General features: G+C 65.0%; 24 protein-coding genes and 1 pseudogene. 5 read left to right on the forward strand and 20 right to left on the reverse strand.

Translation table 11 applies throughout. From position 1 onward, the window contains the following. Positions 1 to 131: 131 nt before the first annotated feature. From pal to ACVOMF_RS14950, 13 genes are all read right to left on the reverse strand, one after another. Positions 132 to 650, reverse strand: a complete 519-nt coding sequence (gene pal, locus ACVOMF_RS14890) for a peptidoglycan-associated lipoprotein Pal (RefSeq protein ID WP_481509964.1) — start codon at positions 648 to 650, stop codon at positions 132 to 134. 62 nt (positions 651 to 712) lie between these two features. Then, positions 713 to 2,032 carry a Tol-Pal system beta propeller repeat protein TolB gene (tolB, locus tag ACVOMF_RS14895; RefSeq protein ID WP_481509965.1) on the reverse strand — a complete coding sequence of 440 codons (1,320 nt, stop codon included), beginning with the start codon at positions 2,030 to 2,032 and terminating at the stop codon, positions 713 to 715. Positions 2,033 to 2,189: 157 nt separating this feature from the next. After that, positions 2,190 to 3,254 carry a cell envelope integrity protein TolA gene (tolA, locus tag ACVOMF_RS14900; protein WP_481509966.1) on the reverse strand — a complete coding sequence of 355 codons (1,065 nt, stop codon included), beginning with the start codon at positions 3,252 to 3,254 and terminating at the stop codon, positions 2,190 to 2,192. After that, positions 3,244 to 3,672 (reverse strand): protein TolR, encoded by a 429-nt coding sequence (gene tolR, locus ACVOMF_RS14905; RefSeq protein WP_481509967.1) that lies wholly within the window; start codon positions 3,670 to 3,672, stop codon positions 3,244 to 3,246. Before tolR ends, tolA begins: the two co-directional genes overlap by 11 nt. 38 nt (positions 3,673 to 3,710) lie before the next feature. Beyond that, complete coding sequence (gene tolQ, locus ACVOMF_RS14910) at positions 3,711 to 4,493, reverse strand: protein TolQ (protein ID WP_296251744.1); 783 nt, start codon at positions 4,491 to 4,493, stop codon at positions 3,711 to 3,713. A 20-nt stretch (positions 4,494 to 4,513) separates the two neighbouring features. Continuing rightward, positions 4,514 to 4,939, reverse strand: coding sequence for a tol-pal system-associated acyl-CoA thioesterase (ybgC, locus tag ACVOMF_RS14915; protein WP_282269154.1), 426 nt, complete (start codon positions 4,937 to 4,939; stop codon positions 4,514 to 4,516). Continuing rightward, the gene (ruvB, locus tag ACVOMF_RS14920; RefSeq protein WP_481509968.1) at positions 4,929 to 5,975 is read right to left on the reverse strand and encodes a Holliday junction branch migration DNA helicase RuvB; all 1,047 of its coding nucleotides are present in this window, start codon (positions 5,973 to 5,975) and stop codon (positions 4,929 to 4,931) included. Before ruvB ends, ybgC begins: the two co-directional genes overlap by 11 nt. 33 nt (positions 5,976 to 6,008) lie before the next feature. Continuing rightward, positions 6,009 to 7,934 carry a potassium transporter Kup gene (locus ACVOMF_RS14925; RefSeq protein ID WP_481509969.1) on the reverse strand — a complete coding sequence of 642 codons (1,926 nt, stop codon included), beginning with the start codon at positions 7,932 to 7,934 and terminating at the stop codon, positions 6,009 to 6,011. A 35-nt stretch (positions 7,935 to 7,969) separates the two neighbouring features. Then, a complete protein-coding gene (gene ruvA / locus ACVOMF_RS14930) occupies positions 7,970 to 8,557 on the reverse strand; it encodes a Holliday junction branch migration protein RuvA (protein ID WP_282269160.1) in 588 nt (195 codons plus the stop codon). A gap of 10 nt (positions 8,558 to 8,567) precedes the next feature. Further along, positions 8,568 to 9,089, reverse strand: coding sequence for a crossover junction endodeoxyribonuclease RuvC (ruvC, locus tag ACVOMF_RS14935; RefSeq protein WP_282269162.1), 522 nt, complete (start codon positions 9,087 to 9,089; stop codon positions 8,568 to 8,570). 73 nt (positions 9,090 to 9,162) lie between these two features. Next, positions 9,163 to 9,894: a YebC/PmpR family DNA-binding transcriptional regulator gene (locus tag ACVOMF_RS14940; protein WP_296251750.1), complete on the reverse strand. Its 732-nt coding sequence runs from the start codon at positions 9,892 to 9,894 to the stop codon at positions 9,163 to 9,165. A gap of 67 nt (positions 9,895 to 9,961) precedes the next feature. Beyond that, positions 9,962 to 10,609: an esterase/lipase family protein gene (locus tag ACVOMF_RS14945; RefSeq protein WP_481509970.1), complete on the reverse strand. Its 648-nt coding sequence runs from the start codon at positions 10,607 to 10,609 to the stop codon at positions 9,962 to 9,964. A gap of 54 nt (positions 10,610 to 10,663) precedes the next feature. After that, on the reverse strand, positions 10,664 to 13,741 hold the full coding sequence (locus ACVOMF_RS14950) for a TonB-dependent receptor domain-containing protein (protein ID WP_481509971.1): 3,078 nt from the start codon (positions 13,739 to 13,741) through the stop codon (positions 10,664 to 10,666). A gap of 201 nt (positions 13,742 to 13,942) precedes the next feature. Here ACVOMF_RS14950 and ACVOMF_RS14955 point away from each other — a divergent pair, with 201 nt between their 5' ends. Beyond that, positions 13,943 to 14,425, forward strand: coding sequence for an RNA polymerase sigma factor (locus ACVOMF_RS14955; protein WP_282269170.1), 483 nt, complete (start codon positions 13,943 to 13,945; stop codon positions 14,423 to 14,425). Beyond that, positions 14,422 to 15,435, forward strand: a complete 1,014-nt coding sequence (locus ACVOMF_RS14960; protein ID WP_481509972.1) for a FecR family protein — start codon at positions 14,422 to 14,424, stop codon at positions 15,433 to 15,435. The genes ACVOMF_RS14955 and ACVOMF_RS14960 overlap by 4 nt, the downstream gene beginning before the upstream one ends. Before the next feature lie 41 nt (positions 15,436 to 15,476). On the opposite strand, the gene ACVOMF_RS14965 is transcribed toward ACVOMF_RS14960, so the two are convergent. The 3 genes from ACVOMF_RS14965 to aspS all read right to left on the reverse strand — a co-directional run bounded on the left by ACVOMF_RS14965 (position 15,477) and on the right by aspS (position 18,383). Next, on the reverse strand, positions 15,477 to 15,740 hold the full coding sequence (locus ACVOMF_RS14965; protein ID WP_481509973.1) for a transposase: 264 nt from the start codon (positions 15,738 to 15,740) through the stop codon (positions 15,477 to 15,479). 360 nt (positions 15,741 to 16,100) lie between these two features. After that, on the reverse strand, positions 16,101 to 16,622 hold the full coding sequence (locus ACVOMF_RS14970) for a GNAT family N-acetyltransferase (protein ID WP_481509974.1): 522 nt from the start codon (positions 16,620 to 16,622) through the stop codon (positions 16,101 to 16,103). Positions 16,623 to 16,625: 3 nt separating this feature from the next. Beyond that, a complete protein-coding gene (gene aspS / locus ACVOMF_RS14975; RefSeq protein ID WP_481509975.1) occupies positions 16,626 to 18,383 on the reverse strand; it encodes an aspartate--tRNA ligase in 1,758 nt (585 codons plus the stop codon). Positions 18,384 to 18,589: 206 nt separating this feature from the next. Between aspS and ACVOMF_RS14980 the strand changes: the two are divergent. Beyond that, positions 18,590 to 18,691 (forward strand): annotated as a pseudogene (locus ACVOMF_RS14980) (hypothetical protein); the annotation flags it as partial. Between the two features lie 18 nt (positions 18,692 to 18,709). Continuing rightward, a complete protein-coding gene (locus ACVOMF_RS14985; RefSeq protein WP_481509981.1) occupies positions 18,710 to 19,501 on the forward strand; it encodes a DUF3011 domain-containing protein in 792 nt (263 codons plus the stop codon). A gap of 51 nt (positions 19,502 to 19,552) precedes the next feature. Here the strand turns inward: ACVOMF_RS14985 and ACVOMF_RS14990 are convergent, their stop codons facing one another. The 4 genes from ACVOMF_RS14990 to blaCESS form a co-directional block, all read right to left on the reverse strand. Next, entirely contained in the window at positions 19,553 to 20,200 is a 648-nt protein-coding gene (locus ACVOMF_RS14990; RefSeq protein ID WP_481509976.1) for a hypothetical protein, read from the reverse strand. 26 nt (positions 20,201 to 20,226) lie between these two features. After that, positions 20,227 to 22,875, reverse strand: coding sequence for a serine/threonine-protein kinase (locus ACVOMF_RS14995; RefSeq protein ID WP_481509977.1), 2,649 nt, complete (start codon positions 22,873 to 22,875; stop codon positions 20,227 to 20,229). Positions 22,876 to 22,944: 69 nt separating this feature from the next. Further along, positions 22,945 to 24,192: a cation:proton antiporter gene (locus ACVOMF_RS15000; RefSeq protein ID WP_481509978.1), complete on the reverse strand. Its 1,248-nt coding sequence runs from the start codon at positions 24,190 to 24,192 to the stop codon at positions 22,945 to 22,947. A 71-nt stretch (positions 24,193 to 24,263) separates the two neighbouring features. After that, entirely contained in the window at positions 24,264 to 25,166 is a 903-nt protein-coding gene (blaCESS, locus tag ACVOMF_RS15005; protein WP_481509979.1) for a CESS family extended-spectrum class A beta-lactamase, read from the reverse strand. 167 nt (positions 25,167 to 25,333) lie between these two features. Here blaCESS and ACVOMF_RS15010 point away from each other — a divergent pair, with 167 nt between their 5' ends. Continuing rightward, positions 25,334 to 26,209 (forward strand): LysR family transcriptional regulator, encoded by an 876-nt coding sequence (locus tag ACVOMF_RS15010; RefSeq protein ID WP_481509980.1) that lies wholly within the window; start codon positions 25,334 to 25,336, stop codon positions 26,207 to 26,209. The last annotated feature ends 199 nt before the right edge of the window (positions 26,210 to 26,408 follow it).

Below are 26,408 nucleotides of genomic sequence, written 5' to 3' on the forward strand. Positions count from 1 at the left end.
TTTTTGCCGTCCCCCTCCCTCCCCCCCCCCCCCCCCCCCCCCCCGCGGCGGCCGGGGGGGGCCCGGGCCGCCCCCCCCCCCCCCCCCCCCCCCGCGACCACGAGCATCAGTTTGAGACTGATGCGCATCGATTACTGCGCGGTGTAGACGATTTCGACGCGACGGTTCTGCGACCAGCAGGACTCGTTCGAATCGGTGCAGACCGGACGCTCTTCGCCGTAGGACACGACGGTCAGCTGCGAAGCCGAACCACCGTTGGCCTGCAGAGCCGAGTTCACGCCGTTACCACGACGCTCGCCCAGGGCCTGGTTGTAAGCGCGGCTGCCGCGTTCGTCGGTGTTGCCCTGCAGGGTGATGCGCGAGGACGGACGGTCACGCAGGTACTTGGCGTGGCAAGCCATGATGGCCTGGAATTCCGGCTTGACCGAATCCTGATCCAGATCGAAGTAGACAACGCGCTGACGCAGGCAAGCATCGGTATCCAGGTCGCCCGGGCCGTACAGGCCGGAGGTGGACGGGCCGGTCGGCTGGGTGGTCGAACCGGTATCAACCGACGGCTGTGCCGGCTGTTCCTTGACCTTCTTCGTGCAACCGGCCAGTGCAACTACCGACAGCAGCGAGACGAGCAAAACACGAGTTGACTTGTTCATGGCTATACCTAGTGGCTCCTGGCCAATGTTGGGGATTAATGCGGGAAGAGATTAACATTTTATCAACGCGCAGTGCGGTACGGACCCCATGCTGGCTCGCGCACGTCGCCGTCGGCCAGCACCAAGCGCTGGCGCACCCGGCCGTCGGCAGATACTTCATACAGCACACCACGCCCACCTTCACGAGCGGCGTACAGCACCATGCTCGCATTGGGCGCAAAACTCGGTGATTCGTCCAGCGAACCCGGCGACAGCGTGCTCCAGCGTGCCGCCCCCAGGCTGCTGTCCATCACCGCGATCTTGTAGCTGCTGCCCGCGCCCTGGGCGACGGCAATCTTCTTGCCATCGAAGGAGACGCTGGCCTTGGCATTGTAGTTGCCCTGGAAGGTCACGCGGCTGGCGCTGCCGCCCGAGGCCGGTACCTGGTAGATCTGCGGGCGACCGCCGCGATCGGAGGTGAAGTAGACCGAGCTGCCATCGGCAGCCCAGGTCGGCTCGGTGTCGATGCCGAAGTGGTTGGTCAGCTGGGTCAGCTGCTTGCTGCCCAGGTCCATCACATAGATTTCCGGGTTGCCGCTGCGCGACAGGGCCAGGGCCAGGCGACGGCCGTCCGGCGAGAACGACGGCGCGCTATTGATGCCGCGGAAGCTGGTCAGCAGTTCACGGCCGCCGGTGGCGATGTCCTGCACGTAGATCGAGGAGTTGCCGCGTTCGAAGCTGACATAGGCCAGCTTGCGACCGTCCGGGCTCCAGCTCGGCGACAGCAGCGGCTCGGCCGAGCGCACGATGGTCTGCGGGCTGTAGCCGTCGGAATCGGCCACCATCAGCGCATAGCGCATGTTGGCGCCGCTGCCGCTGGCGGTGATGTAGGCGATGCGGGTCCAGAAGGCGCCACGCACACCGGTGATCTTTTCGTAGATGGCATCGGCCATCTGGTGGGCGACGTCACGCATGGCGCTGGACCGTGCAGTCATGGCCAGGCCGAGCATGCGCTCACCCTTGGCCACGTCGAACAGTTCGTATTCCACCCGGTAGGCGCCGGCACCGGCGTCCTGCACCCGGCCGACGACCAGGAAATCCTGCTTGAGCGCGCGCCAGGTCGGGTATTGCACCTCGCTGCCGCGGCTGGGGCGTTCGACGATCTGCGCTTCGGGCAGGTTGCGGAACTGGCCGGAACGGTCCAGGTCGGCACGCACCACGGCAGCCACGTCGGTCAGCGGCGCACCAGCCGAGCCCTGGTAGGCCATAGGCACAACCGCAATCGGCGTGGCCGAGGCGTTGCCACCGGTGATTTCGATTTCCAAAGCCCCCTGCTGTGCCGCAGCCACGAAAGGCAGCAGCAGAACAGTGAGGGCGACCAGCCAGCGTGACAGATTCTTCATGAGGCGCTCAGCAGTACGAGTGAATATGAAAGAGGGATAGCAGCACGCAGATGAACATTTTCGCAATCGTGAACGAAAGTCATGTGAAATCTGCCAGCCATCGCCCCAAATTATAAATTTCCAATGAAACCAACCGGATGCCCGGAACAGCCACCGCTCAGTTCTGGGCGGTGAATGTAAACATCAGCTCACGCCGGAACACCGTCTCATAGCCACGGAAGGGCAGCGGCTGCGCCCTCAGCACGGCACGCTCGATGGAATCCCGCGCTGCCGCGTCCATGGCGCAGCCCGATTGCACCTCGGCACTCATCACCTCGCCGCCCGGCAGCTGCTTAATCAGGATCCGGCAGCGCGTGCCATTGGCGACGTTGTCCGGCCGGTTCCACTGCGCAACCACGGCCTGCTGGATGGCAGCAGCATACTTGGCGGTCAGGTCATTACTGGTGCCGCCCTGCCCCGGCGACGGCGTGCTCGGCCCAGTGTTGCCACTGCTGGTCGACGTCGCCTGTGCACGGGCGCGGGCATCGGCCACCTGGCGCAGGCGCTGCTCGGCCAGCTTGGCCTCGCGCTCTGCCTGTTCGCGCTTGCGGCGGATCTCGGCGATCTTCTGCTGGCGCTCCTGCTCGGCCTGGGTCTCACTGGCCTGGCGCTGCTGGTCGGCGATCTTCTTACGATCCTCCTCCTGCTGCTTGGCCAGGCGCAGTTTCTGCTCGGCCTCTTCCACGCGCTTGCGTTCGGTCAGGTCGATCTGCTCCTGGCGGCGCTTGGCTTCCTGCTCCTGCCTGGCCTTTTCCTGGGAAATGGCCAAGGCACTGACGCGCTCCTGGTCAATCGTGTCCGGCTGGGCAATGCGCTCCTGGGCGTTGTGCTGCTGCGGGGTGGGCGCGTCCTGCGGCTTGGGCTCGGGGATGGGCTGCGGCGGCGGCACGGTGTCTTCAGGCACGGGCTCGGGCTGCGCTTCTTCCACCGGCTCGGGCAGATCCGGCAGTTTCTCCGAGGCACGCAGAGCCTGCCGCGCGGCCGAGGCTTCGGCGGCGGACAACTGCATGTTGGCCTCAAGCGCCGGGTCACCAGCGGCGGCCTCGGTGCTGCGCGAAGGCGACCACACCCAGGCAATGATGAAAATCGCCGCGACCAACAGGTGCACCAGCAACGCCAGTACGACCGGCAGGCCCCACTCGTTGCGGTTGTCGTGCGGCGGTGGCAGTGCGTCAGCGTGCATCGGTCGCCAGACCCACCTTTTCGATCTTCGCAGCCTTGATCACATCCATGGCGTCCATGACCTTTTCATAGGCCACGCTCTTGTCGGCGGCCACGATCACGCGAAGTTCCTTGTCCTGCGAGGCCAAGGCGCTCAGCTGCGCCTGCAGCGCTCCAGCGTCCATGGCTTGCGGGTCCTTGGCTTCGGGCAGCTTCAGGCTCATCTGGCCGTCGGCACGGACCGAGACCACGATCGGGTCCTGCTTGCTCTCCAGCGCCTTGGCGGTGGAACTGGGCAGGTCGACCTCGAAACTGAGGGTCAGCAGCGGCGCGGTCACCATGAAGATGATCAGCAGCACAAGCATCACGTCAATGTACGGCACGACGTTGATCTCGGACCTCAGCTTGCGGCGCTTGCGGCGGGGAATGGCGGCGGTCATGGTTGGGCTCCTGCGGTCAGAGAAAGGCGCTGGCGCACTTACTCGTCGCTACCGCTCTGCTGGCGCTGCAGGATGGAGCTGAACTCCTCGGCGAAGGTTTCATAGCGCACCGACAGCCGCTCGACGCGGGTGGTGAAGCGGTTGTAGGCCCACACCGCCGGGATGGCCACGAACAGGCCGATCGCGGTGGCGAACAGGGCTTCGGAGATACCCGGTGCAACCGAGGCGATACCGGCCTGCTCACCGCTGCTGATCATGTCGTGCATGGTCACCATGATGCCGAACACGGTGCCGACCAGACCCACGTACGGGGCGGTGGAACCGATATTGGCCAGCAATTCCAGGTTGCGCTCCAACCCATCCACTTCGCGGGCATAGGTGGTGCGCATGGCGCGCTGCGCACCTTCCAGCTGGGTACGGCCGTCGAAAGCGCGGCGGCCCTGCAGGCGCGAATACTCGCGGAAACCGGCTTCGAAAATGGCTTCCAGGCCATCAACCTGACGGTTGCGGTCGGTGGCCGAGGCGTACAGCTTGCCCAGATCGGCGCCGGACCAGAAGCGGTTCTCGAACTCGCTGGCCTCGTTGTCGGCGGCCTTGAACACGCGTGCCTTGCGGAAAATGATCACCCAGCTGATGAACGAACCTGCCAGCAACAGCAGCACGATCAGCTTGACCGGGATACTGGCCTTGAGCATCAGGTCCAGGTAATTGATGCCGCCGCCATGGCTGGCCTGCGCCACGGTCTGCGCGGCGGCGGCGCTGACGTCGGCCGGCAGGACCTCGGTCACGGTGGCCTGCAGGGCCAGAAGCAAAGCGATCATCCGATCTTCCTCAGTGTTGCTTAAGCGGGTTGTGTTTGAAGGGGTTTCAGTACTGCGTAAAGCGTGTCATCGAGCGCCTGCGGACGGAAGTCGCGGGCACCGACGGCGGCGAGGCGAACCTGCGCCGTCGCCAGCACCTGATCATCGCGCATCACCGCCTGCGCCATCAGCAGGCTGGCCCGCCGGCATTGCAGCAGTTCCACCGTGGTGGTCAGCGCATCGTCCAGCTTGGCCGGCTTCAGGAAATCCAGATTCATGGCACGGACCACGAAAACCTGGCCGTCACCGCAACGCATGGTTTCCTGACCATAGCCGAGGGCGCGCATCCATTCGGTCCTTGCCCTCTCCATGAAGGCCACGTAGCGGGCGTGGTACACCACGCCGCCAGCGTCGGTATCTTCCCAGTAAATGCGTGTCGGCCAACTGAACCGAGACTCATTCGTCATCGTGTTGCTCCGCGAACAGGTCCGTTGGAGCTGGTGCGGCCTTGGGTTTGAGGCCCAGATGGCGGTACGCCTTGCTGGTGGCCATGCGCCCGCGGGCGGTACGCACCAGGAAGCCCTGCTGGATCAGGAACGGTTCGACCACGTCTTCCAGGGTGCCGCGCTCCTCGGAAAGGGCTGCGGCCATCGACTCGACCCCGACCGGGCCACCATCGAAATATTCAACCAGGGTGCGCAGCATGCGCCGATCGAGCTCGTCGAAGCCTTCCGGATCGACCTTGAGCATCTGCATTGCAGCCTGCGCCACCGTCTGGTCGATATGCCCACCAGCCTTGACCTGCGCGTAATCGCGCACGCGCCGCAGCAGCCGGTTGGCGATACGCGGGGTGCCGCGCGAGCGGCGGGCGATCTCGCCAGCGCCCTCGGCACTGCAATCAATGCCGAGGATGGCCGCAGAACGCCGCACGATGCGGGTCAGTTCCTCGGCCGAATAGAACTCCAGCCGCTGCACGATGCCAAAACGGTCGCGCAGCGGCGCGGTCAGCAAACCGGCGCGGGTGGTGGCGCCAATCAGGGTGAACGGCGGCAGATCCAGCTTGATCGAGCGCGCGGCCGGGCCGTCACCGATCATGATGTCGATCTGGAAATCTTCCATCGCCGGGTACAGCACTTCCTCGACCACCGGCGAAAGACGGTGGATTTCGTCGATGAACAAGACGTCATGCGGCTGCAGATTGGTCAGCAACGCAGCCAGATCGCCGGCTTTTTCGATCACCGGACCGGAAGTGACACGCAGCGCCACGCCCAGCTCGTTGGCGATCACATGGCTCAGCGTGGTCTTGCCCAGCCCGGGCGGGCCGAAGATCAGCACATGATCCAGCGCCTCGCGGCGGGCCTTGGCGGCCTGGATATAGATATCCATCTGCTCACGCACCGGCGCCTGGCCGAGGTAATCGGCCAGGCTGCGCGGGCGGATGCTGGCGTCGGCGGCGTCGTCCTCGCGGGTCGCGCCTGCGCCGATGATGCGGTCGTCAGTCATTTCGCAATTATGCGCCAAGCACGTCGCATCCGATCAGATTTCCACCTGCGCACCCAGTTCCACCAGCCGGTTGCCCGGTATGCGGAAGAAGCCTGTGGCAGGTGCCGCGTTGCGATGCATGAAGGCGAACAGCTTGTCGCGCCAGATCGGCATGCCACGGTTCGCGCTGGCCACGATGGTCTCGCGGCTGGCAAAGAAGGTGGTATCCATCGGATCGAAATAGATGCCGCCGTGGTCACAGGACCGCATCAGCGCGAGCGGAATATCCGGGGTTTCCATGAAGCCGTAGCGCACGTAGACACGGTAGAACTCATCACCGACCGAATCGATGCGCAGCCGCTGGCCTTCGGCCGCGTAAGGCATCGGCAGGGTTTCCACATGCAGGAACACATTGCGCTCGTGCAGCACCTTGTTGTGCTTGAGGTTGTGCATCAGTGCATGCGGGACCACGGTCGGGTCGGCGGTCAGGAACACCGCCGTACCTGGCACCCGCACCGGCGGTGCCAGCATCAGACCCGGCAGGAAGGTGTCCAGACGAATACCGTCCTTGCGGATCTCGTCACGCAGCAGCTCACGACCACGGCGCCAGGTGCGCATCATCGTGAACAGCACCAGGCCAAGCACCAGCGGGAACCAGGCGCCCTGCAGCAGCTTGGCGCCGTTGGCGATCACGAAGCCCAGGTCGATTACCAGGAACACCACGCACAAGGCAATGATGGCGTGGCGCGCCCGCGGCCACAGCACGCGGGCCACCAGCGCCAGCAACAAGGTGTCGATCAACATCGTGCCCGACACCGAGATGCCGTAAGCCACGGCCAGATTGCTGGAGCTGCGGAACGCCAGCACCAACCCGAACACCATCACCGCCAGCCCCCAGTTGATGCCGGGGATATAGATCTGGCCGATGGTGTCGTGCGAGGTATGCAGGATGCGCATGCGCGGGATGTAACCCAGTTGCATGGCCTGGCGCGAGACCGAGAATGCACCGGTGATGACCGACTGGCTGGCGATCACCGCGGCCATTGTGGCCAGGATGATCATCGGGATCAGCGCCCAGCCGGGCACCGCCTCGAAGAACGGATTGGCCACCGCGTCCGGGCGCTGCAGCACTAGTGCGCCCTGCCCCAGGTAGTTGAGCACCAGGCATGGCAGCACGAAGAAGTACCAGGCATGGCGGATCGGCGGCGCACCGAAGTGGCCCATGTCCGCATACAAGGCCTCGCCACCGGTCACCGCCAGCACCACCGCACCGAGGATGAAGACGCCGTGCCAGCCATGCTCCATGAAGAAGCGCGCCGCCCACAGCGGGTTGAAGGCCTTGAGTACCTCAGGCGCGGCGATCACGTTCCAGATGCCGATGGCGGCGAGCGACAGGAACCAGATGGTCATCACCGGGCCGAATACCTTGCCCACCTTCTCGGTGCCAAAGCGCTGCGCGGCGAACACCGCTGCCAGCACCACCAGGGTGATCGGCACCACGAAATGCCCCAGCCCCGGCGCCGCTACTTCCAGGCCCTCGACCGCACCCAGCACCGAGATCGCCGGGGTGATCACACCGTCACCAAAGAACAGCGAGGCGCCGAAAATACCGAGGATGCCGACCACATAGGCTGACCGCGAGCCATTGCGCAGGGTGCGCTGGGCCAGCGCCATCAGCGCCATGATGCCGCCCTCGCCGTCGTTGTCGGCGCGCATGATGATGGTCACGTACTTGAGCGTCACCACCATGTTCAGCGCCCAGAACGCCAGCGACAGCACGCCCAGCACGGTGTCGTGGTCGCTGTTGAGCCCGTAGTGCGGCGAGAACGCTTCCTTCAGGGTGTACAGCGGGCTGGTGCCGATATCGCCGAACACCACGCCGATGGCGCCGACAACCAGTGCCAGGCCGCCGGCAGCGCCGCCGTGACCGTGGCCATGGCCTTGAGTGGAGGATTCAGACGTGGAAGGAGCGTGGGACATGGCGATCTCGGGTTGGCGTCATGCTGCCGAAGGGGTTAACGCAGGGCTGCCTGCAGCGCTTTACGGATGACCGTGGCGACATCATCGCCCTCGGCACCGGCATCGCGCGCCATCTTGGCCGCCTCTGCCGGTTTATAGCCCAGTTGCTGCAACGCCACTGTCGCCTCGGACACCGCATCAGTGCCCAACTGGCCGGCAATGGGTGCGCCGCCACCGGTGAAATTGGCTGCGCGGTCACGCAGTTCGACCACCATGCGCTCGGCGGTCTTCTTGCCTATACCGGGAATACGGGTCAACGCAGTGACATCGCCGGTCTGGATCAGCCGCGCGAACTCGTCGACGCTGGCCCCGGACAGCACCGCCAGCGCGATCTTGGCGCCGATGCCCGACACCTTCTGCACGTCGCGGAACAGCCGGCGCTCGCCCTCACGCAGGAAGCCGTACAGCGAGACGCTGTCTTCCTTCTGCGCGTAATGGGTGAACAGGATGACCTCGCGACCGACATCGGGCAGGTCATAGAAGGTGCTCATCGGCGCCTCCAACTCATAACCGACGCCATTGACGTCGATCACCAGCCACGGCGGGGCCTTGTAGGCGAGGATGCCGCGCAGGCGACCGATCATGCGAAAAACCTCATTTGCGACTCCAAGCCTGGCGCACGTCCACCCCCAGCCGGTTGGCCGTGGCGCGGACATGCGCATGCGTGATGGCCACCGCCAATGCATCGGCGGCGTCTGCCTGTAATTTGCCCTGCAGGTTCAGCATCAAACCCACCATGTGCTGCACCTGCTGCTTTTCCGCGCCGCCGCGGCCAACCACGGCCAGCTTGATCTCGGTGGCGGCGTATTCGCTGACCGGCAGGTCGCGCATCACCACCGCACACACTGCAGCGCCACGCGCCTGACCCAGCTTCAGCGCCGAATCGGCGTTCTTGGCCATGAACACCTTCTCGATCGCCACTTCCTGTGGCTGGAACTCCTCGATCAAGGCGTGCAGCCCGTGCGCCAGCAAGCGCAAGCGCTGCGGGAAATCCGCCGCCCCCAGCAGCACCAATGGCGCGTGATGGACATGGCGGGCACGGCCATTGGCGTCGATGTCGATGATGCCGACGCCGGTGCGCTGCGAGCCGGGATCAATGCCAAGGATGCGGGTCATGCTGCCTCTATCAGTAAAAAACGGCGCCCAGCATGGCCGGACGCCGTCTCACCCGGTGGGACCGGGCGGGTCCTCAGACCCGCTCCAGGCCTGCCTGGTCGACGTTGGAATACACGTCCTGCACATCGTCCAGGTCTTCAAGCATGTCCAGCAGCTTCTTCACCTGCACGGCGGTATCGGCATCGACGGCGACGTCGTTGTCGGCACGGAAGGTGATTTCGCTGTGGTCCGGCACCAGCTTGGCGGCTGTCATCGCGTCCTTCACCGACTGGAAGGCTTCCGGCGCGGTGATCACGTCGATGGAGCCATCTTCCGGATAGACCGCGATATCGTCGGCACCAGCCTCGATCGCCGCCTCGGTGATGGCCTCTTCATCCGCACCCGGTGCAAAGCTCAGCACGCCCAGCCGCTTGAACATGAACGACACCGAGCCTTCGGTGCCCATGTTGCCACCGCACTTGCTGAAAGCATGGCGGACATCGGCCACGGTGCGCACGCGGTTGTCGGTCAGGCAGTCGACGATCACGGCGATGCCGCCCGGGGCATAGCCCTCGTAGCGCACTTCCTCGTACTCGACGCCTTCCAGCTCACCGGTGGCCTTCTTGATCGCGCGTTCGATGACATCCTTGGTCATGTTCGCGGCCAGGCCCTTGTCCATCGCCACACGCAGGCGCGGGTTGTTGTTTGGGTCGCCTCCGCCACCACGGGCAGCAACGCTGATCTCCCGGATGATTTTGGTGAAAATCTTGCCGCGCTTCGCGTCATTCGCGTTTTTGCGACCTTCGATGGAAGGACCTCGACCCATGGGAATACCGTACATCTGTCAGGAACAGGGCGGTAATTCTACCTGATCCCCCGCCCGGCCCCCGTCATCAGCCGGTTACGGCGGCAACCGTCGGAAAGCGCCCTTGGCGCAGGAAGCCGGCGGTCAGCGTGGCCACCTCGGGCGACAGCACCAGCCCGCTATGGCTGACCGGCACCACGCAGTGATCGGCCAGGCCCGGCAGACGGGTCTCCGCCAGCCCCACGGTGCCATCGGATTCGCCATCCAGCGCGCCCATCATCGCCCCCAGCCCATGCGCCACCGAGCCGGCGATCAGGCCGACCTCGGCCTTTCCCTGCCAATCCGGCAGACCGTGCAACAACAGGTCGCCGCTACGCCCCAAGGCCGCCACCCAACCATGCTCGGCCATCGAACGGGCGGTGCCACTGCCGCATAGCGGTGAGCCCAGGCAGACCACCCGCGGCACCTCCAGGCTCGGCGCCTGCCGCAACGCCTCCAGCGCGACCAGACCACCCAGGCTGTGCCCGACCAGCGATACCTGCCCTCCCGTGCGCAAACGTTGCACCAACTGCGGCACCGCCTGTTCGGGTCCGCCGAACACGCTGGCGTAGCCAAACGTATCCACTGCGAAGCCCTGCGTGCGCAGCCGCCAGGCCAATGGCAACAGCCAGGAGCGGGTGTTCCAGATGCCGTGCAGGATCAGCACACGGGGACGCGGGGAGTTCTGCCATGACATGCGCGCAGTTTCCGTCATCGCCCCGGCCCACCACAACGGGCAATGCCCCGGCCTTCAGTCGAAGTTGTAATCCAGCTGCACGGCCAGCTGCCGCCCTACCGCGCTGTAGACCTCGTCGTAGTAGTACGGAAATTCGTCATTGCTGCTGTCACGCGGCGGCGCTGTATTGAATAGATTGTTGATGAACAAGGTCGCCGTTGCGCGCTTGCTGACCTGTTTGCTGACATTGGCATTCCATAGCAGCAGTGGCTTTATCCGGCCCTGACCATCAACGCGCGGCAAGCGGCCGTAGCGGATGCCGGACAGGTTGGCTGACCAGCCACCCTGTCCCTGCCAACCCAGACTGGTACGCAGGTTGCTGCGGAATGCCAGGTTCTCACCCGACTCCCACTGCGTCTGGCGCCATTGCTCATGCAAGGTACCCGGTGAGCGCACCCGACGCTGGGCCCAGAAGGTGTGCGACCAGGTCGTGTGCACGGTGAAGTCGCCGATGCCGTTGCTGAAACGCCAATCCGCTACCGTGTCGATGCCGCGGATGCGTTGCTTGGACTGGTTGGCCGCCGTCGACTCGACCATGAGGATGCGGCCATCGCCCTGCTCGCCACCACGCACTACCCGCGAGCGTGCCCTGCGACACTCCCAGGAGCGTGGGTCCACCGTGCTCGGGCGTCCATCCGGGCGCAGGCCGGTGGCGCACTCGGCTTCATCACGCAATAGCAGCGCCGGCGAGATGCGGCCAATGCCGCCTTCGTTGCTGACATCCCAGTAGTCCGCGCTGATCGACAAGGCATCGCTGGCATCCCAGACAACACCGACCGTGGTCGAGGTGCCGGTCTCCGCACCCAGCTCAGGGTTGCGATAGGTCCGGGTCAGAAACTCCGATTCATAACCAGCACAGCCGGGATTGGCACCGGCAACGATACAGCGCCTTGCATCGATGGCGCTGCCAAAACTGCCGCCGCCATCGGTGAACACCCAATGCATGTCTGGCATTTTGAAGCTGGTCGCGTGGCTGGCACGCAACAGCAGGTTGTGTGCAGGCCGCCATTCCAGCCCCGCACTCCAGGTGCGCGCGGTGGCGACTGCGACCGCATCGTCGTACCTGTCCACGCGACCAGCCAGACTGCCCTTGATCGCCGTCGTCAGCGGAACGCTCAGCTCTGCGCCCAGCGCGTAGCGATCGCGCGCGCCCTCGCCCACGCTGCCGGTGAGGTTATAGGTGTCCATCTGCAGGGGCAGTACCGATGGCGTGTTGCGCAGCCGGTAGCGCTGTCGACTGGCCTCCGCCACCAGCGCCATTGCCAGGCTGCCCGCAGGCAGATCAGTGATCCCACCGGAGACAACATAGGACGCCTCATCCACCCGGGTAAGCGCGTCGTAATGCACATTGCCCGACATGGCCATGTATTCGTCAGGCGTGATCGGCCGATACCAATGCTGCAGGTTCAATGGCTGGATGATGACGCCATCATTGGTCACCCCGATCGCGGGAGCAAAGAAAAAGTCATTGACCTTCTGGCCCAGCAAGCGCCGTCGATCACGCTGCACCCGATAATCCGAACGACCCACCGTCAGGCTCCAGTCCAGGCGCTGCCCGTAACGTCCTTGCAGCCCCAGCGCCAGATCCCACATCCGCTCGCTGTAGTGATCGTTCATTGCGTCGGGCCCACCCACTTCCTGCGGGGTAAGCACGCGTCGTGGCGCGAGGTATCCCAAGCGGGGGTCATAGACCTGGCTGACCTTGCCGGTACTGGCCAGATGCGGCCCGGTGATGGTTTCAAAGCCGCTGGCCAGCTCACTGCGCGCATTCCACAGCTGCAAGCCCGCCCATGCCTGCGTGCGCGGTGACAACGTCCACTGTGCATGCAGCTGCCCGGACAACTCCCGCACGCCATCCATCAGCGAGGTGTATCCAGCGTTGCGCCAGGTTCCGCAGCCGTGCCCCAGCAGCGCCGATGGCGTGTTTGCTGGCGCCAGGAAATTCCAGTCGACGAACTCACCCTGCCAACGCGAGCAGACATCGCGCGGCAGCGACACCAGCATTTGCGCGGCACCGCCCTCGCGCATGAAACCCAGCCCAAGTTCCGGATTCACTGGCACGCCTGCAGTGCCGTCCGTTGGACGTTCCAGGTCGCGTTGCGAGCCGCGCAGCAACTCGGCAGCCGAATATTGCACGGCGTAACTCAGCCCCCAGTTCTCGCCGCCGTGCCCGGCGGACCACTGCAGATCAAAGCGATCACCACCGCCCTGGCTGCTGGTGCCGGTGCGCACCCTGGCCTGCGAACCGCTACGCGGTTGTTTGAGCACGATATTGACCACCCCGGCGATCGCATCGGCCCCGTAGATGGCCGAGGCGCCACCGGTCATCAGCTCGACACGCTCCACGCTGGCCAGGGGAATGCCACCCAGGCTCTGGAAATTACTGCGTCCGTTCGAGGGAAACGGGTAATCGGGCAACCGCCGGCCATCGACGAGGATCAGTGCCCTGCCCGGGCCCAGGCCGCGCAGGTTCAAGGGCTGCGCGTTCGCCGAAAAGCGCCCGCCGCCGTCCAGCGACTCGGCGCCGTAGTTGCTCATGCCATTCACGGCCAGCGCATCTGCCAAGATGAAATGGCCATCGCGTTGCATCTGCTCGGCAGTGATGATGGTTACCGGTGCCGGGCCTTCAAACGCGCTGCGGCGTATCCGCGAGCCGGTGACCTGCAGCGAGGCCAAGGAACTGGCCACCGCCGGCATCATCGCCGGCTGCGTTGGCTTGGGCGCTTCGGCTGCCGGCGCTGTCGCCGCCTGGACAATGGTGATGACCCCGCTGCTGGTCAGCCGATAGCTCAGGCCGCTGCCAGCGAGCAGTTGCTGCAGGGCCTGAGCGACGCTGTAGCGCCCGTTCAACGCAGGTGCAGTCCTGCCTGCGAGCATCTGCGGCGCCATCAATATCTGCAGCCCCGAGCTGGTTGCCAGTTGCGCCAACGCCTGCTGCAAGGGCTGCCGTGGCTGCTGGTAATCGCGGATGACGGAGCTGCCCTGTGCCCAAGCAGGCACGATCACCAGGACAAGGCATAGTAACAGCCAGCGCAACATGCCACGTCGACCGTCCCGCACCCGCTGATTTCCGCGACCTGCGCTGGCAATCATCCCCTCTCCCAGTGACAACCGGACTGGCACCGAACCGGCAACCCCCTGTACAGACGCAGCAAGCGCAAAACCCCTCATCTGGCAGAATCACTGGCACTGGCCCAAGCTGCGCGTGTCGCCCCAGACTGTCAACGCCTGCCAATGACCGCCGCCCTGCCGCCCATCCAGCCCCCGCCCGACAGCCTCCGGGACACGGGCGCCATGGCGCAACAGTACCGTCCACGCCTGATGCGCTACTTCAGGAACCACCTGGGTACGGTGGAAGACGCCGAAGATCTCACCCAGGAAACCCTGGTGCGGATGATGCGCGATCCGCAGGCGGACAAGGTCAACAACGTCGAGGCCTATCTGATGACGATTGCGGGCAACCTGCTGCGCGACCGTTACCGTCGCGACCGTACCCGCCATGTTGGACAACATGTACCCATCGATGAGAACACCGAGGGCTGGCCCACCGAAACCGTATGTGGTGAGCGCGTCTACCAGGACCGCGAACGCCTGCAGCTGTTCTTGAAGGTGCTGGATGATTTACCACCGCGTTGCCAGCAGGTATTCCTGCTGCATCGCTATGAAGGCATGACCTATGCCGCCATCGCCAGCCAACTGGGCATCAGTGTCAGTGCCGTGGAGAAACAGATGATGCGCGCCCTGCTGCACTTCGGCACGCGTTTGGAGCAGCCATGAAAGAAACCAAGCTTGAAGTCGTTGCAGATGCCGATCCAATCCGCACCCAGGCCGCGGCCTGGTTTGCACGCCTGCACGCCGACGAAGTGAGTGAAGATGAGCAGGCCGAGCACCAGCTCTGGCTGGATGCCGAGCCCGCGCATCGGCTTGCCTACGAGCGCGTCGAGCGCATGTGGACGATGCTGGGCGATTTTTCCGCCGCGCCCGAGATCAGCCAGCGGCTGGCGGCGATCCCTGCAGCAGTTCCGGCGCAAGCCCAGCCGCAGCAACGGCGCAGACCGCGCCGTATGCAATGGCTGGTGGCCTGCGCAGCGGCGCTGACTGCGATTGTCATTGGCTGGCGCGTCTTTACCCCTGCACCAATCAGCGAACAACGCTATGCCAGCGCGATCGGCGAGCAACGCAGCATCACACTCGACGATGGCACGCAGGTTGATCTGGATACCGACACCACGCTGCGCGTGCACTACAGCAGGCAACAGCGTCGCATCGAACTGGACCGGGGCCGCGCCTTCTTCAAGGTAGCTGCGGACAGCGCACGTCCGTTGACCGTGGATACGGCACAAGGCAGCGTGCGTGCGGTCGGCACCCAGTTCGAGGTGTATCGCCTGGACGATAGCCTTGATGTAACCCTGTTCGAGGGCAAGGTACAGCTGCGCGCCGCCGCGGCCGACGACAGCAGTGCGGCCGTGGCCACGCTCATTCCCGGGCAGCGCGCGCACATGACCACCGGCAAGGCGCCACAAGTACAGAACTTCCAGGGCGGAAGCGCACCGGCATGGATCGATGGCCAACTGGTGTTTGCAGACCTGCCATTGCAGGCGGCAGTGGACGAGTTCAACCGCTATGGTGGCACCCCGTTGCGGATCACGGATGCGGCGCTGGGGGAACTGCGCGTTTCCGGGGTGTTCCGCAGCAATGACAGCACTGGCTTCGTTGAAGCCTTGAACGCCCTGCACAAGGTTTCCGCACATACCAACGCCGCAGGCGAGACGGAGCTCAGCCGCTGATCACCGTGCGCCGCAGGGTTCCTACGGCGCACGGTGACACCTCACAATGGCTGCAGCAATGCCTGCCTGATCCGCTCGCGCTCCAGCACCTGCAGGTGCAACAAATCCTTGAGCCGCTGGTTCTCCGCCTGCAGCCGCCGCAGGTGGCTTGCGTGAGGCGCGCACCGACCAGCGCAGATGCGCTGCAGCAGCGCACGCGATGCTTCACTGAAACCGTGCTTCCTGCAGAGCTCCTGCAGGGTCTGACCGGCATCAAGCTCACGCAGGAAGCCGATCACCTGCGCCTCGTCAAAATGCTTTCTCATGCTTGCTTCGCCTTGCCGGCAACTGCATCAACGCCAGTTTTGCCGTCCGTACCAACGCCCAGACAATCCGCACCGTGGTCGCAGCAACAAGGCTCAGCTACCAGGTCCGATATTCAGAAGGCTGCGCGCGTATGAGCACGCAAACCAGTCCCTTTCCTGTCTAGACGCAGCAGCCAAACATACCCACAGCGATGCAGCGCACATTTCGATGCATGCAGGGAGGCTATCGGCAAACTGCTGGATTACCAGCTTCGCGGCTCACGCCGCTCCCACAAATGCAGGCACACAACTGTAGTGCCGAGCCATGCTCGGCAAGGCGCACTCCCGGCGATGCCTGAAATCGCCGTCGCCCAGCACCAATCAGCCCGCAAGCCGCCGCAGAATGAATTCATTGTCGCGCACGCTGCCCACCGGAAATTCATAGGCACCGACCTGCTCGAAGCCGTGCCGTGCATAGAAACGTTGCGCGCCAAAGTTCTCCGACCACACGCCAATCCACAATGTACGCCCCGGGGTCTGCAACCACTGCAGTGCCGCAGCGAACAACTGCCCGCCTTGTCCGCCACCTTGATGCTGGCGCAGCACATACAAGCGCTTCAATTCGCCGTCAGCCGCTGTAGCATCCGCATGCGGCAAGCCACAGGGCCCAGCAAAGGCGAAGCCGATGGCCTCGCCGCCCACCTCCAGCAACCACGCCGCGTAGTCACCGGACTGCAGCTGTTGCCGCTGCAGTTCGACCGGGTACGCCGTGGCCAGGTAATCGGCCAGGTCCTGCGCTGGATACAGGTGGCCGAACGTCTCCACGAAGGTACGTTCGGCCAGTGCACACAACACGCCAGCATCATCGGGCGTGGCGCGACGGATGCTGGCGCTTGCTGCCAAGGCTCAGGCCTTGTCGGCGCGCGGACGCACCTGCACGTGCACTTCAGCCAGCTGCGCGTCGGCGATCGGCGACGGTGCGTCGGTCATCAGGCACTGTGCGCCGGTGGTCTTCGGGAACGGAATCACGTCACGGATGGACTCGGTACCGGCCATCAGTGCGGCAATACGGTCGATACCGAAGGCGATACCACCGTGCGGCGGTGCGCCGAAGTTCAGCGCATCCAACAGGAAGCCGAACTTGGCGCGGGCCTCCTCGGCACCGATGCCGAGCAGCTCGAACACCGCGCTCTGCATTTCCGGGCGGTGGATACGGATGGAACCGCCACCGATCTCGTTGCCGTTGAGCACCATGTCATAACCGCGCGAAACCGCGGTCTTCGCATGCGCGCGCAGCTCGGCCACATCGTCCACCGCCGGTGCGGTGAACGGGTGATGCAGGGCGACGTAGCGCTGCTCTTCCTCGTCCCACTCGAACATCGGGAAGTCGGTGACCCACAGCGGTGCCCAGCCGTCGGCAACCAGGTTGAAGTCCTTGCCGGCCTTCAGGCGCAGCGCGCCCATGAAGTCGGAGACCTTGTTGTAACCGCCTGCGCCGAAGAACACGATGTCGCCATTACCTGCACCAACCTGCTTGAGCAGCGCAGCGAAGGCGTCTTCGGCGAAGAACTTCTGGATCGGCGAGCTGATCTCGCCGTTCTCGGCAATCTTGATGTAAGCCAGGCCCTTGGCACCGTACTTGGCGGCGTGGGCGGCGTATTCGTCGATCTGCTTGCGGCTGAGGCTGGCACCGCCCGGGATGCGCAGCGCAGCCACGCGACCGTCGGCGTCATTGGCGGCAGCGGTGAACACCGGGAACTCGCTGGTCTTGACCAGCTCGGCCACGTCCACCAGCTCCAGCGCGATGCGCAGGTCCGGCTTGTCCGAACCGTAGCGACGCATCGCCTCGGCCCAGGTCATGCGCGGGAAGCTGGCATCCAGGTCGACGTCGACCACTTCCTTGAAGATCGAGCGGATCATGTCCTCGACGAAATCCTGCACATCGCGCTCGCGCACGAAGGCAAACTCCATGTCCAGCTGGGTGAATTCCAGCTGGCGGTCGGCACGCAGGGCCTCGTCGCGGAAGCAGCGGGCAATCTGGTAGTAGCGGTCGAAGCCGGCCACCATCAGGATCTGCTTGAACAGCTGCGGGCTCTGCGGCAGGGCGTAGAACTCGCCCGGGTGCATGCGTGCCGGCACCAGGAAGTCGCGCGCGCCTTCCGGCGTGGCCTTGGTCAGGATCGGGGTTTCGATGTCCTGGAAGCTGCGCGCGTCCAGATGGCGGCGCAGCGCCTGCACCAGCTTGATGCGGGTACGCTGCATGCGCTGCATTTCCGGGCGACGCAGGTCCAGGTAGCGGTACTTCAGGCGGGTTTCCTCGCCCGGGTTCTCGTGCGCATGGAACGGCAGCGGCGCGGCCTTGTTGAGGATGCTGATGCGGGTGGCGATCACTTCCACCTTGCCGCTGCGGATCTTGTCGTTGACCGCGTGACGCGCCCGCACCACGCCTTCGACCTGCAGCACGTCCTCGTAGCCGAGGCTGGCGGCGACGGCGAACACTTCGGCGTTGTCGGGCTCGACGGTGACCTGGACGATGCCTTCGTGGTCGCGCAGATCGATGAAGCAGACACCGCCGAGGTTACGGGCAACGTCGGTCCAGCCGGCGAGGGTCACGGTTTGGCCGATCAGGGTCTCGTCGACCAGGCCGCAGAAATGGGTACGCATGGAAAGCTCCGCAGGGGGCCCGGCACGAAACGGTGCCGGGTAGCCCCGTATTTTGGCGCTCAGCGGGTGCAGGAGCAAATCCGCTCATCAGTCACGCGGCCTTAAGTGGGACTGCGCCTATAGTTCCGCGTCCAAACCTGAACAGGGAAGCCACCATGAACCCTCACCTCCTGCTCGCCGGCCTGGCTGCCCTGTTGGGGCTGGCAATGAGCCCCACCCCCGCGGCGGCCCAATCCGGCTACCCGGGCGGCAACCAGAATGGTCCGATCCGATGCGAAAGCGTGGATCGGCGCCAGCGTGTCTGTGCCACCGGCTGGCGCAGCGCCGTGCTGACCCGGCAGCTATCCAAAGCTGAATGTATCGAGGGTCGCAGCTGGGGCAGCAGCAATGGCAACGTCTGGGTCAGCAACGGCTGCCGCGCAGAATTCAGCGAGGGTCGCGGCGGCTGGGGTGGCGGCCAGGGCGGCTGGAACGGCAACGGCAACCGCACCATCCGCTGCGACAGCAACAACAACCGCCAGCAGGTCTGCAACACCGGTTGGCGCAGCGCGGTGCTGGTCCGCCAGGTCTCCGATACCCGCTGCACCGAAGGCCGCAACTGGGGCAGCAATAACGGCAGCGTCTGGGTCAGCGGCGGTTGCCGCGCCGAGTTTGCCGAAGGTCGCGGCGGCGGCGGTTGGGGCGGCGGCCAAGGTAATGGCAACGGTAACCAGACCATCCGCTGCGACAGCAACAGCAACCGTCATGTGGTCTGCAATACCGGCTGGCGTAGTGCGGTACTGGTCCGCCAGGTTTCCGATACGCGCTGCGTGGAGGGCCGCAACTGGGGCAGCAGCAATGGCGCGGTCTGGGTCAACGGCGGCTGCCGTGGCGAGTTCGCCGAAGGCCGCGGCGGTGGTTGGGGCAATGGCGGCGGCTGGGGCGGCAACAACTACTTCGTGGATTGCCACAGCAACAGCAACCGCTTGAATACCTGCCCATGGGATCGTCGCCAGGGCCGCCCGGTCATCGTCCAGCAGGCCTCGGATACGCGTTGCGTGGAAGGCCGCAACTGGGGCTTCAACGGCGACAGCATCTGGGTCAACGGCGGCTGCCGCGCCCGTTTCGGCGGGCGCTGAGTCTCAAGCCATGTGGAGCAGAGGGCGCCGGCAAACGGCGCCCTTTGTATTTCAGGCCTCGCTGCCCCATGGTGCTGGCGGCAGTGCCACCGGCACACTCAGGTCGAACTCCACCTGGAACAGACGCCCATCCGGACGCGCCAGCTCATAGACAAAACGCTTGCCCGGCACCAGCTCCATCGCCCAGGTATTACGCAGCGAGGCGGTCATTCCATTCGCGGTGAACATCGCCACCGATTCGGCATCGACCGGAAACTCCTGCCGCCCTGCACTGTCAGCCTGCGCGGTATCGCCGCCGTACATGGTCACTGCATCCGGGCTGCCGTCGGCATGGCGGTGGTCGTGCTTCAGGCGCAGGCCGCTGTCGGTGCGGCTGATCACCCAGGTCCGCGAATGGTCATCACCCACATGGAACGGCACCCGCAGCTCCTGCTGCGGGCTGTCGCAACCACGCACATGCATCACCAGGGTCTTGCCATCGAACGGGTCCGGCGCGCTGGACTTTGGCTGATTGGCGATGATGCGACCGGCAAATGCCTGCCCGCAGTAGTGCGCCAGATCGGCAAGAAACTGGTCGGCCGGCGCGGCTGCCGCTTTTGCTGCCGGGACTGTGCTGGTGGCGGTCGCCGAAACGGGAAGGACAGCAGTGCCGGCCAAAGCCAGCACGCAGATCAGATTCGGGAAGGATGAGGTTTTCATCCCCCGATCCTCGCCCACACACGAGCTCAAGGCAACGCGGCACTGCTTTGAGTGTCACTACGCGCCGCCTGCAAGGCGCTGCGCCATTGCGCGGTTACCAGCGATTCCCTGCCATACAAGAGCTCGGAAGCGGCTACCGCAGCCTGCCAATGCTGCACGGCTTCATTGCGCTTGCCGTGCTGCTCAGCCAGACGCGCGCGCAGTACCTGTTGGCGTACCGCCGCATAAGGACTGCCCGACAGCAACGGCTGCACGGAATCCAGGGTCTGTGCCGCCGCATCCAGCCGCTGCTTGGCGATCAACCATTCGGCCCAACCCTGCTGCACACGGATGCCATTGGCGCTGCTGGCGGGTATACGCGGCAGCCATAGCGCATGCGCCCGCAGTACCAGGGCATCGCCGGCAGCGTTGCCTTGGGCGACCAGCAACAAACCAAGCTGCAGCTCCAGATCCAGGGTGTCCGGATGATCCCCGCCAATCGCCGCCGCGCGTATCGCCAAGGCCTGCCGATAGTCGGCTTCAGCGGCGGCAGCCTTGCCCTGCGCCTGCGCAAGCTGCGCAGCGGTTTCGGTGATGACTGAATAGTTGTAACTGTCCCTCCCCAGCACCTCCGCCGATAGCTGCAGCGCGGTTTCAACATAACGCTGTGCGCGCGCGTACTCGCCTTTACGTATCAGCGCCAATGCCAATCGATTGTTCTCGCTGACCACATAGACGCTGCGCTGCCCGAAGATCTTCGGCGCACGCGTGAGGTTGGCCTCGAACCCGGCGATGGCCGCATCCAGATCACCGCGATCCATCACCATCAAGGTGCGCTCGGTGTTGCTGGCCCAGTAGTCGTAGGACATTTCACCCAAGGTACGCAGGAACATCGGCGTGGACTCGTCAAACGCTGCCGCCGATGCGACAAGGTCGCCTTTGCGCCGGTACATCATGCCCAGATTGTCCAATGCCACGCCGATGTACTGCTCGCGTTTCCCGGCCCGGTGGCGTTGCAACGCCTGCTTGAAAGCGGCTTCGGCATCGTCATAGCGTTGCTCGGACAACAACGACAGCCCCAATGAGTTGTAGGACTGGGCGACGCGAAAGCTGTCCGCCGGCTGCTTGCCCAGCAGTGCCAACGCCCGCCGCGCCATTTTCGCGCCTTCCACGCCGTTGCGGTTGTTGGAGTAGCTACCCGCCAACAGGTTGAACAGGCGCGCGGCTTCGTCCAGATTTTTTTCGCCACCGGCGGCAGCCAGTGCTTCGGCGGCCTGCAACATCAGCGGATCAGACCGCCGCAGATCACCCGCATTGCGGTAGGCCAGGCCAATCACGCCTTTCAAGCGCGCCTGTACTTCCGGCGATGCATCCAGATCCTTGTCGATACGCGACGCTGCCCGATCCAGCACCTCGCGGGCACTGATGTCCTCACCGCCGCGCACGCCCTTCTCGCGTGGATCGGCCGCCTGGAACATTTCCACCAGGAAGCCGCTGACCTGCTCGGCGATCTTGGCCTCGCGCTCGGCGGCTGCGCGTTCGGCAGCCAAACGCCACACAAACCAGGCTGCAAGCAACAGCGCCAGCAACAGCAGTGCTGCCCCCTTCCAGTTGCGTCGCAACCAGCGTCCACTGCGATAGAACCGGCCGCCGTGGCGTGCCTGCACCGGCCGATGCTGCAGATAACGCTGTACGTCGGCGGCCATCGCCTCCACCGACGGATAGCGCTGATCCGGTGACAAAGCACCCGCCCGCACCACGATGGCATCCAGATCGCCGCGGAGAGACCGTACCCAGCGACAATCGGCCTGGGCCAGCCCACTGGGCGCAGCCACCGCGACAGCGCTGTCGCTTGCGCCGCGCCGCCCGCCCTTGCCTGCCAGCAGCTCGCTCAGCACCGCAGCCAAACTGAAAACATCGCTGCTCACACCTACCGCCAGTCCTGACTGCAGCTCCGGTGCCGCGTACGCAGGCGTAAAGAACTGCCCACCCGGTTCGTCGGCCTCGTCACCGAGCAAACGCGACACACCGAAGTCGAGCAGCACCGGCTCGCCATCCTCACGTACCAGGATATTGGAAGGCTTCAGGTCGCAATGCAGTACCAGCCGTGCATGCGCGGCCTGCACCGCGCTGCACACTTTCAGGAACAACAGCAGATGCTGGCGCAGATCCAGCTGCTGGCGCATGCAGTAAACGTCCAGCGGCTCACCACGCACGTACTCCATCACCAGGTACGGATGCCCGCCAGGAGTAGTACCGCCGTCGTAGAGGCGCGCGATACTCGGATGCTGCAGGCTGGCCAGAATCCGCCGCTCGGCAGCCAACCGCTCAGCGACGCGTGCACTGGGCTTGCCCTGCAGGACTTTGACGGCCACCTCCTGCGCATACAGGCCGTCTGCACGTTCGGCGCGGAACACCATGCCCATGCCGCCACTGGCCAGCCGCTCGTACAGCCGCCAAGGCCCGATGACATCGCCTTCGCTCAGCTCGGAAGGAATCGCAGCGACGATCAACTGCTGCATCGGCTCGAGGGCATGACCGAGCTCGCTGGTCTGCGCTTCAAGCAACTCCAGTGTTTCGGCAATGACGGCTGGATCAGCGCTCAAGCGCGCAAGCTCACTCCGCCACTGCAACGGATGCAGTTCACACACTGCGTCAAACAGCTCGCGCACCTGTTGCCAGCTATCCCGATCCACCAACACCCCCTGTGCCACACGCCCGCTACATTGCGAGGCCGTGTCCGCCATGGGAATGATAAGCGCGGCTCAACGCTCCGGTACGTAAGAGTTGGGTGCTGATGACGAATCCGAAATCGCTTCACCTTCATCAACCACAGTTTCTCTTACGACATCGGGACCGGCGGCTTCAGTACTCTCGTTGCTGAGCGGGTCCACATCCATCGGCCGTCGGAACACCAGCGACGGCAGCAGCGTGGTCAATGCGGCATACAACAGCAGCGCACCAAACAACACCGGCGAGATCGCAAAGCGCTCGCGCATGATCGCCGCCAGCACCAGGGTGAAAATCAGTGTCGGCGACAGCGCCAGTGCCACCCGCAGGCTGGTGCGGAAGCTCTCGCCGAACAGCACCCTGCGCTGCAGCCAGATCACCGCGATGCGCAGCGGCAGCACCACCAGGGTGATGAGCAGGCCAAGGCCCAGTGCTTCGAAGCTCAGCGCTTCGGCTGGCACCTTGGTACCTGAGTTGAAGAAATAGAACGGTACGAAGAACGATGCGAACAGACGCAACGCATGCAGGTTTTCATGCGAGGCCAGCGACGGCATGCGCTGCTGCAGCAGGCGCGCGACCAGGCCGGCGATGAACGCACCCACCAGGTAGTACACGCCCAATGCATAGGTGATGTAGGCGGCCAGCATGCCGACCATCACCAGCAGCGAGAACTCCGAGCCCGGCGCGTGCGGCGCCACCCAGCGGCCGAGCCCGATGAACAGCAACGGCAGGCCGACCATCATCGCCAGCAAAGCCATGCTCGACAGTGCCATATGCACCGGATCGCCGGCCTGCAACACCACGAACAACGCAGCCAGCGCCAACAACTCGCCGGCAATGGCCTTGCTGCTGACCCAGAACCGCTCGGCATCATCCAGGCCGAGCTGGGACAGCGAATCCATGATGAAGCCGGTGGAGGGCGTGAGCAGCGCCAGCGCCAGCAAGGCCGCCGCCTGCCAGGGCAAGCCGGCGTAATGCCATGCCAACCAGGCGACGCCGGTGAGCGTAGCGCTGCGGATCAGCAGATGGGTCAGCAGCGGCCACATGCCCTTGCGCAGGTCGGCCAGATCCACTTCCAGGCCGGCAAACAGGAACAACGAGGAAATACCCAGGGTGGCCAGCAGGTTGACCACCGGATCGTGCGATCCGTCCCCCAGCCACAGCATCGCGCTGATGCCAAACACCAGGCAGGTCAATGGCGCTGGAACATTGAAACGCTGCAACGCGCGCGGGATGACCAGCAACGCGAAAATCAACAACAGATAGATTACTTCCTTGCTCATGACGCCTGTTTCCTGTGACCGGTTGCGCGGGGTCACGCCCACCGGTCACCGCCGCGCCAACGATGAAGCCGTCAGCGCAGGCGGGCGCCAGCCAGCTCCCCTACCTGCCGCAGGATGCCATTCCTGCCGTCATCATCCAGTGCAGAACCCTGCAGGTAAGTACTCAGCAGCCATGGCGTGCCACCGGCCAACGGCCACAGCACGGCAATGTCGTTGCTGGTGTCGCTGCCGTTGCTGCCGGTCTTGTCACCTACCCGCCAAGCCGTTGGCAGCCCGGCACGCAGGCGCGCGTCGCCGGTCTGGTTGTCGATCAGCCAATCGGCCAGCTGCTGACGGGATGCCTCCTTGAGTACGTCGCCGAACACGAAGCGCTGCAGGTTGCCGGCCATCGCCGCCGGGCTGGTGGTGTCACGCGGGTCGCCAGGCGCGAAGCGGTTGAGCTCCGGCTCATTGCGCGAACTCAGGGTGACGCGGTCACCGTGCTCACGCAGGAAGGCGGTAAGCCCGGTCGGGCCGCCAACCAGCGGCAGCAACAGGTTCGCCGCCGCGTTGTCGCTGACGATCATCGTCGCCAGGCACAGATCGCGCACGGTCATGCGCTTGCCGATGTGGCGCTCGGTGAACGGCGAATGGTCGAGGATGTCGCTCACCCCCACCGGCACGCGCTGGTCCAGCGACAACTGGCCGGCATCAGCACGGCGCAGGACCGATGCGGCCAAGGGAAACTTGACCGTGCTGCACATGGGGAAGCGTTCGTCCATGCGGTGTCCGTAGCGGGCGCCACTGGCCGGGTTCCAGAGGCAGACTCCCAGGCGACCGCCGCTGGCCTTCTCAAGTGCGGCGAAGTCGGCGTCACTGACTGCCGCCAGCACCGGATCTGCAGCGCTGCCACCAGCACGCGCCAATGCGGCCGGTATCAAGGCGCTGGCCAAGGCGGCACCGCCAAGCGTGAGGAACTGACGACGGGCAAGCATTGGGACTCTCCTTGGGCATGATCGGGCTGATCTTGCCCGCCGCAGCCGCCTGCGACCATCGCGAATAATCATCGCCAGCCATTAGTTAAATTTGTAGCTCAGGCGGAAATTCGATCATTGGACGCGGAATAATGCGGCCGACCATCAAGTTTCGTCATGACTACGCCATGATCCGACCCCAGTTGCCGCTCAACGCCCTGCGCGCCTTCGAAGCCGCCGCGCGCCATCTGAACTTCACCCGCGCCGCGCTGGAGCTGTGCGTCAGCCAGGCCGCCTTGAGTCACCAGATCCGTGGATTGGAGGACCGCCTGCAGGTCAGCCTGTTCCATCGGCTGCCGCGCGGCGTGGCCCTCACCGACGAGGGTGCGGCGCTGTATCCGGTGCTCACCGAGAGCTTCGACCGCATGGCGATCGCGCTGGACCGTTTCACCGGCGGCCGTTTCCGCGAGGTGCTGACGGTGGGCGTGGTCGGCACCTTCGCAACCGGTTGGCTGCTGCCGCGGCTGCCCGACTTCGAGGCCGCGCATCCGGATATCGAGCTGCGTGTGCAGACCCACAACAACCGCATCGATCTGGCCGGCGAAGGCCTGGACCTGGCGATCCGCTTCGGCGATGGCGACTGGCAAGGGCAGGATTGCACGCCGATCGTGGATACCCCGTTCGCGCCACTGTGCGCGCCGGCGGTGGCGCGGAAACTGCGGAAGCCACGTGATCTGGGCAACGTGCCGCTGCTGCGTTCCTACCGCAACGACGAATGGCCGCGTTGGTTGCAGCAAGCGGGCGTCAGTGGCGTTGAAGCGCGTGGCGCGGTGTTTGATTCGTCGCTGACCTTGGCCAGTGCCGCGGCCGCAGGTGCCGGCGTGGCGTTGCTGCCGCTACGCATGTTCGAGCAGGACCTGGCCGAGGGCCGGCTGTTGCAGCCCTTCGCGCAGACTTTGTCGTTGGGCAGATATTGGCTGACGCGATTGCGCTCGCGACAGGAGCGCGAGCCGCTGCGCCGGTTCCGACTATGGTTGCAGGCGCAGGAAGGATTGGACCTGTAGTGCCGAGCCATGCTCGGCAAGGGGCTTTACCAGCAAAAAGCTACCCTCACCCCTACCCCTCTCCCGCAAGCGGGCGAGGGGCCGAGGCGGTAGTGGGGGGGCCCCCGGCGGCGGGGGGGGAGCGGGGTCGGGCCCCCCCCCCGGGGGGGGGGGGGGGGGGGGGAGGCGGGGGGGGGGGGGCCGGGGGGGAGGAGCGCGT

This window comes from Stenotrophomonas sp. STEN022 (assembly GCF_056760155.1).

What these genes read in the sequence shown, in the direction of transcription:
- pal (WP_481509964.1), bottom strand. Translation starts at nt 650, where the DNA reads ATGAACAAGTCAACTCGTGTTTTGCTCGTCTCGCTGCTGTCGGTAGTT.
- tolB (WP_481509965.1), bottom strand. Translation starts at nt 2,032, where the DNA reads ATGAAGAATCTGTCACGCTGGCTGGTCGCCCTCACTGTTCTGCTGCTG.
- tolA (WP_481509966.1), bottom strand. Translation starts at nt 3,254, where the DNA reads ATGCACGCTGACGCACTGCCACCGCCGCACGACAACCGCAACGAGTGG.
- tolR (WP_481509967.1), bottom strand. Translation starts at nt 3,672, where the DNA reads ATGACCGCCGCCATTCCCCGCCGCAAGCGCCGCAAGCTGAGGTCCGAG.
- tolQ (WP_296251744.1), bottom strand. Translation starts at nt 4,493, where the DNA reads ATGATCGCTTTGCTTCTGGCCCTGCAGGCCACCGTGACCGAGGTCCTG.
- ybgC (WP_282269154.1), bottom strand. Translation starts at nt 4,939, where the DNA reads ATGACGAATGAGTCTCGGTTCAGTTGGCCGACACGCATTTACTGGGAA.
- ruvB (WP_481509968.1), bottom strand. Translation starts at nt 5,975, where the DNA reads ATGACTGACGACCGCATCATCGGCGCAGGCGCGACCCGCGAGGACGAC.
- ACVOMF_RS14925 (WP_481509969.1), bottom strand. Translation starts at nt 7,934, where the DNA reads ATGTCCCACGCTCCTTCCACGTCTGAATCCTCCACTCAAGGCCATGGC.
- ruvA (WP_282269160.1), bottom strand. Translation starts at nt 8,557, where the DNA reads ATGATCGGTCGCCTGCGCGGCATCCTCGCCTACAAGGCCCCGCCGTGG.
- ruvC (WP_282269162.1), bottom strand. Translation starts at nt 9,089, where the DNA reads ATGACCCGCATCCTTGGCATTGATCCCGGCTCGCAGCGCACCGGCGTC.
- ACVOMF_RS14940 (WP_296251750.1), bottom strand. Translation starts at nt 9,894, where the DNA reads ATGGGTCGAGGTCCTTCCATCGAAGGTCGCAAAAACGCGAATGACGCG.
- ACVOMF_RS14945 (WP_481509970.1), bottom strand. Translation starts at nt 10,609, where the DNA reads ATGTCATGGCAGAACTCCCCGCGTCCCCGTGTGCTGATCCTGCACGGC.
- ACVOMF_RS14950 (WP_481509971.1), bottom strand. Translation starts at nt 13,741, where the DNA reads ATGATTGCCAGCGCAGGTCGCGGAAATCAGCGGGTGCGGGACGGTCGA.
- ACVOMF_RS14955 (WP_282269170.1), top strand. Translation starts at nt 13,943, where the DNA reads ATGGCGCAACAGTACCGTCCACGCCTGATGCGCTACTTCAGGAACCAC.
- ACVOMF_RS14960 (WP_481509972.1), top strand. Translation starts at nt 14,422, where the DNA reads ATGAAAGAAACCAAGCTTGAAGTCGTTGCAGATGCCGATCCAATCCGC.
- ACVOMF_RS14965 (WP_481509973.1), bottom strand. Translation starts at nt 15,740, where the DNA reads ATGAGAAAGCATTTTGACGAGGCGCAGGTGATCGGCTTCCTGCGTGAG.
- aspS (WP_481509975.1), bottom strand. Translation starts at nt 18,383, where the DNA reads ATGCGTACCCATTTCTGCGGCCTGGTCGACGAGACCCTGATCGGCCAA.
- ACVOMF_RS14990 (WP_481509976.1), bottom strand. Translation starts at nt 20,200, where the DNA reads ATGAAAACCTCATCCTTCCCGAATCTGATCTGCGTGCTGGCTTTGGCC.
- ACVOMF_RS15000 (WP_481509978.1), bottom strand. Translation starts at nt 24,192, where the DNA reads ATGAGCAAGGAAGTAATCTATCTGTTGTTGATTTTCGCGTTGCTGGTC.
- blaCESS (WP_481509979.1), bottom strand. Translation starts at nt 25,166, where the DNA reads ATGCTTGCCCGTCGTCAGTTCCTCACGCTTGGCGGTGCCGCCTTGGCC.
- ACVOMF_RS15010 (WP_481509980.1), top strand. Translation starts at nt 25,334, where the DNA reads ATGATCCGACCCCAGTTGCCGCTCAACGCCCTGCGCGCCTTCGAAGCC.